The 6,253-nt window shown below is 58.1% G+C and carries 7 protein-coding genes; 4 read left to right on the top strand and 3 right to left on the bottom strand.

Features of this window, described 5'->3' with window-relative positions:
* The first annotated feature begins 114 nt into the window (after positions 1-114).
* From RHIZ70P_RS22515 to RHIZ70P_RS22505, 3 genes are read left to right on the top strand one after another with little or no spacing between them, the layout of a single operon-like run.
* The gene (locus RHIZ70P_RS22515) at positions 115-354 is read left to right on the top strand and encodes a type II toxin-antitoxin system Phd/YefM family antitoxin (protein WP_115672800.1); all 240 of its coding nucleotides are present in this window, start codon (positions 115-117) and stop codon (positions 352-354) included.
* Positions 330-773 carry a type II toxin-antitoxin system VapC family toxin gene (locus tag RHIZ70P_RS22510; RefSeq protein WP_233109155.1) on the top strand — a complete coding sequence of 148 codons (444 nt, stop codon included), beginning with the start codon at positions 330-332 and terminating at the stop codon, positions 771-773. The genes RHIZ70P_RS22515 and RHIZ70P_RS22510 overlap by 25 nt, the downstream gene beginning before the upstream one ends.
* Positions 763-1,908, top strand: coding sequence for a tyrosine-type recombinase/integrase (locus RHIZ70P_RS22505; RefSeq protein WP_115672798.1), 1,146 nt, complete (start codon positions 763-765; stop codon positions 1,906-1,908). Before RHIZ70P_RS22510 ends, RHIZ70P_RS22505 begins: the two co-directional genes overlap by 11 nt.
* A 73-nt stretch (positions 1,909-1,981) precedes the next feature.
* Here RHIZ70P_RS22505 and istB read toward each other — a convergent pair whose 3' ends face one another.
* The 3 genes from istB to RHIZ70P_RS22490 are packed head-to-tail and all read right to left on the bottom strand — an operon-like array spanning position 1,982 to position 5,310.
* Entirely contained in the window at positions 1,982-2,776 is a 795-nt protein-coding gene (gene istB / locus RHIZ70P_RS22500) for an IS21-like element helper ATPase IstB (protein WP_115672797.1), read from the bottom strand.
* Complete coding sequence (gene istA, locus RHIZ70P_RS22495; protein ID WP_115672796.1) at positions 2,766-4,286, bottom strand: IS21 family transposase; 1,521 nt, start codon at positions 4,284-4,286, stop codon at positions 2,766-2,768. Before istA ends, istB begins: the two co-directional genes overlap by 11 nt.
* A 55-nt stretch (positions 4,287-4,341) precedes the next feature.
* Positions 4,342-5,310 carry a LytS/YhcK type 5TM receptor domain-containing protein gene (locus RHIZ70P_RS22490; RefSeq protein ID WP_115672795.1) on the bottom strand — a complete coding sequence of 323 codons (969 nt, stop codon included), beginning with the start codon at positions 5,308-5,310 and terminating at the stop codon, positions 4,342-4,344.
* 326 nt (positions 5,311-5,636) lie between these two features.
* Here RHIZ70P_RS22490 and RHIZ70P_RS22485 point away from each other — a divergent pair, with 326 nt between their 5' ends.
* Positions 5,637-5,936, top strand: coding sequence for a hypothetical protein (locus RHIZ70P_RS22485; protein ID WP_147294057.1), 300 nt, complete (start codon positions 5,637-5,639; stop codon positions 5,934-5,936).
* Positions 5,937-6,253 lie beyond the last annotated feature (317 nt).

Genomic DNA, 6,253 nt, shown 5'->3' with positions numbered 1-6,253 from the left:
GTAACTATCGATAAGTAACCCTTATCGGAGGTCAGTTAGTCAGCCTATTGACCAACTTCGGCATGCTGACTATTTTACATATGAATTGCGAGAACGAATAGGGAAGGACTTGTCATGACTGTTACCGTCAAGGTCGCCGAGGCCAAAACGCATCTGTCAGAACTGCTGGCACGCGTCGAGGCCGGCGAGGACTTCATCATCGCTCGTGGCAATGATCCCGTAGCGCGTTTGGTGGCCATGGACGAGCGGCGTCAGCGTCTGGCCGCGATCGAAGCGGTACGAGCGCTGCGCGCCCAGGCCAAGCCCGTCACCCATCAAGAAATCCAGGAATGGAAGCAGGAAGGCCGACGCTAGTGGCCTTTGTCGTTGATGCCTCGATCGCTGGCGCGTGGCTGCTGCCGGACGAAGAAAACACAACCGCCGAACTAGCAATGGCCCGCATGGCAGAGGAAGACGCAGTCGCGCCGGATCTGCTTCGCCATGAGATTCGCAGCATACTCCTGAGCGCCGAAAAGCGTGAGCGGATCTCGGCTGATTATGTTCATTCGGCGCTGGCGCGGTTCCGCAGCCTACCATTGCACCTGAGTGGCGCCGGCGACGACACAGAGGTGGTGCGTTTGTCCCGGAAATACCGTCTCAGCGCCTACGATGCCGCCTACCTCGCTCTAGCACTTCTTGAACAGCTCCCTCTCGCCACGCTCGACCGCCGACTGGCGGAAGCTGCCCGCGCAGAAGGTGTGGCGGTGTTTGGAACCCCTGAGCATGAGCATTGATCGCTCTGCTGAGCTCGCGGCCCGAGTAGCGACACTCGACACAATTGCCGCAGTTCTCCCCATGGACCGACGGGATGAGCTGGCGGAACTTCTGACCGATCAGGACATCGAGACCCTTCGCCATCTCGTCAACGAGGGCATGGGTGCCAACACGCTGCGCGCGCTGACCTCCGATCTTGCGTACCTGCAGGCTTGGTCGCTGGCGGCGACGGGCCGCTCGCTTCCTTGGCCAGCACCCGAAGCGCTCCTTCTAAAATTCGTCGCGCACCACCTGTGGGACGCAGAGAAACGTCTGACGGATCCGGAACACGGTATGCCGGCAGATGTCGACGACAAGCTCCGGATCCAGGGATTTCTACGGACGGTCGGACCGCATGCACCCGATACCGTGCGCCGGCGGCTCGCCACTTGGTCGACCCTGACGACATGGCGTGGGCTGGACGGCTTTTTCGGTTCTCCTGCTCTCAAATCTGCACTCCGACTGGCCGTTCGTGCGACTCCGAGGCCAAGGAAGCGGAAAAGCGCGAAGGCCGTCACAGGGGACATTCTGTCCAGGCTGATCACAACCTGCTCGACGGGCAGCCTGCGCGACATCAGAGATCGTGCGATCCTCATGGTCGCCTTTGCCTCGGGCGGCCGTCGCCGCAGCGAAATCGCGGGCCTCAGGGTCGAGCAGCTGCAGCGGGAAGAGCCGATCCAGGTTGACGGGGCACCTCCCCTGCTCTCTCTTTCCATTCATCTCGGTCGCACCAAAACCAGCGGCGCAGATAACGACGAAGTCGTCTATCTCAGCGGTCGACCGGTCGATGCGCTGAACGCGTGGCTTGCCGCGGCGAATATCGACAAGGGCAGTGTCTTCAGGGCAATCGATCGGTGGGGCAATGTTTCGCGCCGGCCGCTGGACCCGAAGGCGATCAATGACATGGTCAAGCAGCGCGTAGAAATGGCCGGGCTCGATCCGACGGAGTTTTCCGCCCATGGCCTACGCTCTGGCTACCTGACAGAAGCTGCTAATCGTGGTATTCCTCTTCCCGAAGCGATGGAGCAGTCAAGGCATCGATCCGTTCAGCAGGCATCGCAATACTACAACAGTGCCCAACGGCGCAGCGGCCGCGCTGCTCGGTTGATGGACTAACTGTTGGTTTCCACGCGGAACTGAGCCGGTTTTTCCACCGAGAAGTGAGCCACCTCTAAGTATGGTTTTTTGATCAGGCTTTGGTCAAGTGACTGGCTTTTTCTCCTCTCTTTTGCGCTGCAGCGGCCGAGCTGGCTTTGAAGCGGAAGCTATCGTTCCCGGTTTCAAGGATGTGGCAACGGTGGGTCAAACGGTCGAGAAGAGCCGTCGTCATCTTGGCGTCGCCGAAGACCGTTGCCCATTCGCTGAAGCTGAGGTTGGTGGTGATGATGACGCTGGTGCGCTCATAAAGCTTGCTCAGCAGGTGGAAGAGCAGCGCTCCGCCTGAGGCACTGAACGGAAGGTATCCGAGCTCATCGAGGATCAGCAGTTCGAGACGAACCAGCGTCTCAGCGATCTGGCCTGCCTTGCCTTTAGCCTTCTCCTGCTCGAGCGCGTTGACCAGTTCGATGGTCGAGAAGAAGCGGACCTTGCGGCGATGATGCTCGATCGCCTGGATGCCGAGGGCGGTCGCGACATGCGTTTTTCCTGTGCCCGGTCCGCCGACAAGCACTATATTCTGCGCCCCGTCGATGAACTCGCATCTGTGCAATTGGCGCACCGTCGCTTCGTTGATTTCGCTGGCGGCGAAGTCGTATCCGGAGATGTCCTTGTAGGCTGGGAAGCGGGCAGCCTTCATGTGATAGGCTATGGACCGGACCTCACGCTCTGCCATCTCGGCTTTCAGCAACTGGGACAGGATCGGCACGGCCGCGTCAAAAGCCGGAGCACCTTGCTCGATCAGGTCCGTGACGGCTTGAGACATGCCATACATCTTCAGGCTACGCAGCATGATGACGACGGCGGCGCTGGCGGGATCATGACGCATTGCGACCTCCCACGATCCGGACACGCAGGCCATCGTAACGTTCGACATTGGCCTTGGGCTCCCGCAGCAAAGTCAGTGCCTGTGGCGTATCGATGTCGGGACCGTCGGTCGTCTTGCCGTCAATCAACCGATGCAGCAGATTCAGCACATGCGTTTTGGTTGCTACGCCTTGATCCAGAGCCAGTTCCACAGCCCTGACGACGACCTGTTCGTCGTGATGGAGGACGAGAGCGAGGATATCGGCTATCTCGCGATCACCGCCAGGACGGCTGAGCATCTGGTCCTGCAGTTGTCGAAAGGCCAGCGGCAATTCCAGGAACGGTGCGCCATTGCGCAGGGCTCCGGGCTTGCGCTGGATGACCGCAAGGTAATGCCGCCAGTCGTAAATCGTCCTTGGCGGTTTGTCGTGGCTCCGCTCGATGATCCGAACATGTTCGCATAGGATATTGCCCTCGGCCGCAATGACCAGTCGCTCGGGATAGATCCGCAGGCTGACGGGCCGGTTCGCAAATGATGCTGGCACGCTGTAACGATTACGCTCGAAGGTGATCAGGCATGTCGGCGAGACGCGTTTGCTCTGCTCGACGAAACCGTCAAATGCAGTCGGCAACGCCATCAATGCTGCCCGCTCATCAGCCCAAACATCTGCGATTGTGCCGGACAAGGTGCCATGCGCCGTCTCTCGCCACAGGTCCTGGCAATGCTGTTCCAGCCAGTCATTCAACGCCGCCAAATCTGGGAAGTCCGGCATCTGCTGCCACAGCCGCGGTCGCGCATCCTGGACGTTCTTCTCGACCTGACCCTTCTCCCATCCTGCCGCTGGATTACAGAACTCGGGCGCAAACACGTAGTGGTTGGTCATCGCCAGGAAACGGATGTTGACCTGCCGCTCCTTGCCGCGACCGACGCGGTCGACCGCCGTCTTCATGTTGTCGTAGATGCCGCGATCAGGTACGCCGCCGAACACGCGGAACCCGTGCCAGTGGGCATCGAAGAGCATTTCATGTGTCTGGAGCAGATAGGCCCTGACCAGAAACGCCCGACTGTGCGATAGCTTGATATGTGCGACCTGAAGCTTGGTGCGCTCGCCGCCGATCACAGCATAATCTTCACTCCAATCGAATTGGAATGCTTCGCCTGCACGGAAAGACAGCGGAACGAATATGCCGCGGCCAGTCGTCTGCTGCTCAACCCGCCACTCACGGGCAAAGGCAGCGACCCGACCATAGGAGCCGGTAAAGCCGAGAACCACCAGATCGGCGTGAAGCTGCTTCAGCGTTCGGCGCTGCTTGCGCGACCTCCCGGCCTCGGTCTTCAGCCAGGCCGCCAGTTTGTCGGCAAAAGGATCAAGCTTGCTCGGCCGCTCCGGTACCGTGAACGTCGGCTCGATCGTACCAGCGTTCAAATACTTCGCGATCGTGTTGCGCGACAAACCAGTATGCCGACTGATCTCGCGGATCGACTGCTTCTCGCGCAGTTTCATTCGCCGGATGATGTTTAAAAGTCCCATGTGGATCACTCCGTTGCCCCCGTCGCTGACCGCGTTCGGGGGAAGGTCACATGGCTCAATTCTCAATGGAAATTATGCGCCTAACCGGCTCAGTTCTGCGTGGAAACCAACAAATGCCTTTAAGTTCACCACTTTCGTCGCGATACGGAGCTTTAATTGTACTCAACCAGTATGTTTGGCCATTACGGCTGAACTGCTGCTCGAGCACGACCGGTTTTGGGTCCGCCAGAAATTCCTGTTCCTGTTTCCAGAACAGCGCGGCTTCTTCTGGGTTGTAGTAGTCGAAATCTGTCTTGCCAACCATCGCAACGCCATCTGTCGCTCCCATCAATACAGCTGTTGGGTCATTGGCAATGAGAAACCGACCGTCGAGATCCTTGACGCTCAGGGCATCCGGAAGCGCGCTGACAATCTGGCTGTGGAGCTCGTTCAGATGAGCGCTTTCTCGACGCATTTGGTCTAGCCGGACAAAGGAGGCAGAGATCAAGGTACCTACGAAATTCAAGGCCAGCAGACTGTATTGCGCGTTGAACTGGCTAAGATTGGTACGAACAGTCTGCGGCAACACCAACAGAATCAGAAAGGCGATGCCGGCGTTCAAGGTGCTGAATAAAAGGACGTCGGATGGTCGGATGTACCCCCGTTTCAGAAACAAGTGCCCGGAAATCGACACGAGACACGCCAGCCAGATACCCAACAAACCCAATGCTGTGCCGGCCCCTCCGAGCCAAAGCCTAGCCGCAGATGCGGTGCAGGCCGCCATGATTGCACCGATAGGCCCAGCGATCAGGCCTACAATGGCCAAGGGCACAATGCGCAAGTCAAATCGAAACCCGTCGATGAGCTCGCCTGACATGTTCATAAGGAGTGCCGCGGCACCCCCGAAGAATAGGCCGCTGACGATCAAACGCCAGGCGCTCTGTTTACCTCGGACCCTGTCGCGCACAAAAGAACAAAACGTGAGCGCAAAGCTGATTACCCCCATCTGGGCGAGAAACGTAATCAGCAGGCTATTAGCTTCCATGGATACTTAGCTCCGAATTCCGATCGACGATCGTGTGACCGACGATGACAAGAGCTGCAAAAATGAGCAGCAGTAAACTTCGGCACTCAGGTTCCTTTGAGCCAGCGCGTTTACAGAAACCAAGCTAGATCAGCACTAGCTAATTTCTGGTTATTCAATCACGTTCGGGCTTTGGAAGGTTACCGGGCCCTTAACCGAGGACGCCAGACGCACGCGCTCTAAGGCCATGGTAAGGCTTCACGATTATGCTATTTGTCGTATGAGCAAGTGCACTGCTGAGAGAGCATCGTCGGGCAGTGTCGCTTTGTGGCGCGGAGGACCAGATTTTGACTAGTGACAATGACAACGGGAAAGCGCTTCTTGCGCTTATCGACCGAACTGAGACAGTTTCGAAGCAAGTCCTGGCGCTCATCAATCTGAACGCTATCTTGCTTCGCGAGGTCTCCGTGGCTCATACTGATCCGCTGGAGCATTTTGCGAAACTCGAAGCCGAAATTGGAGGCCTCGGGGAAGCGATTGCGATGGGAACACGGAATTTTACAGACGTACCGGTATCTTCGCAGGCAATCACCGAAGTTTTCGAGCAGGTACTGCGCCAGGGACGCGCCCTGATTGAAGCGCAGTGAAGCCAGATAACGCGAACAGCATGGCTCGCAGTTGAGGCCACCCGAGCAGGCCAGCCGTTTGGGATGCACGAGATGATTGCTGCTCAATAGTATGACACTGTCCTACCTGCTTTCTGACTGTCGGACGTCGGGTGCAAAAATGTCGTTCCGTTGCGTCCAAAAAAAGAACGTGGAACTCGGGTAGGCCGAGCCGGCTGGCTGTTGCCTGCTACACAGAGGGGGGGTCAACTTGCTGGTCAACTGCCGAGCGGCGTAAGCGCGATTTTCCATGCGCATTGACGTAGGCGACATCGCTGACCCCAGCCCGTCCCGGGCAG

The sequence above is a fragment of the Paenirhizobium selenitireducens ATCC BAA-1503 genome, assembly GCF_900492185.1.
GTDB lineage: Bacteria > Pseudomonadota > Alphaproteobacteria > Rhizobiales > Rhizobiaceae > Allorhizobium > Allorhizobium selenitireducens_A.
Note: the sequence above shows the minus strand (reverse complement) of the source record. Positions and strands in the feature narration are given on the sequence as shown.

What these genes read in the sequence shown, in the direction of transcription:
- RHIZ70P_RS22515 (WP_115672800.1), top strand. Translation starts at nt 115, where the DNA reads ATGACTGTTACCGTCAAGGTCGCCGAGGCCAAAACGCATCTGTCAGAA.
- RHIZ70P_RS22510 (WP_233109155.1), top strand. Translation starts at nt 330, where the DNA reads ATGGAAGCAGGAAGGCCGACGCTAGTGGCCTTTGTCGTTGATGCCTCG.
- RHIZ70P_RS22505 (WP_115672798.1), top strand. Translation starts at nt 763, where the DNA reads ATGAGCATTGATCGCTCTGCTGAGCTCGCGGCCCGAGTAGCGACACTC.
- istB (WP_115672797.1), bottom strand. Translation starts at nt 2,776, where the DNA reads ATGCGTCATGATCCCGCCAGCGCCGCCGTCGTCATCATGCTGCGTAGC.
- istA (WP_115672796.1), bottom strand. Translation starts at nt 4,286, where the DNA reads ATGGGACTTTTAAACATCATCCGGCGAATGAAACTGCGCGAGAAGCAG.
- RHIZ70P_RS22490 (WP_115672795.1), bottom strand. Translation starts at nt 5,310, where the DNA reads ATGGAAGCTAATAGCCTGCTGATTACGTTTCTCGCCCAGATGGGGGTA.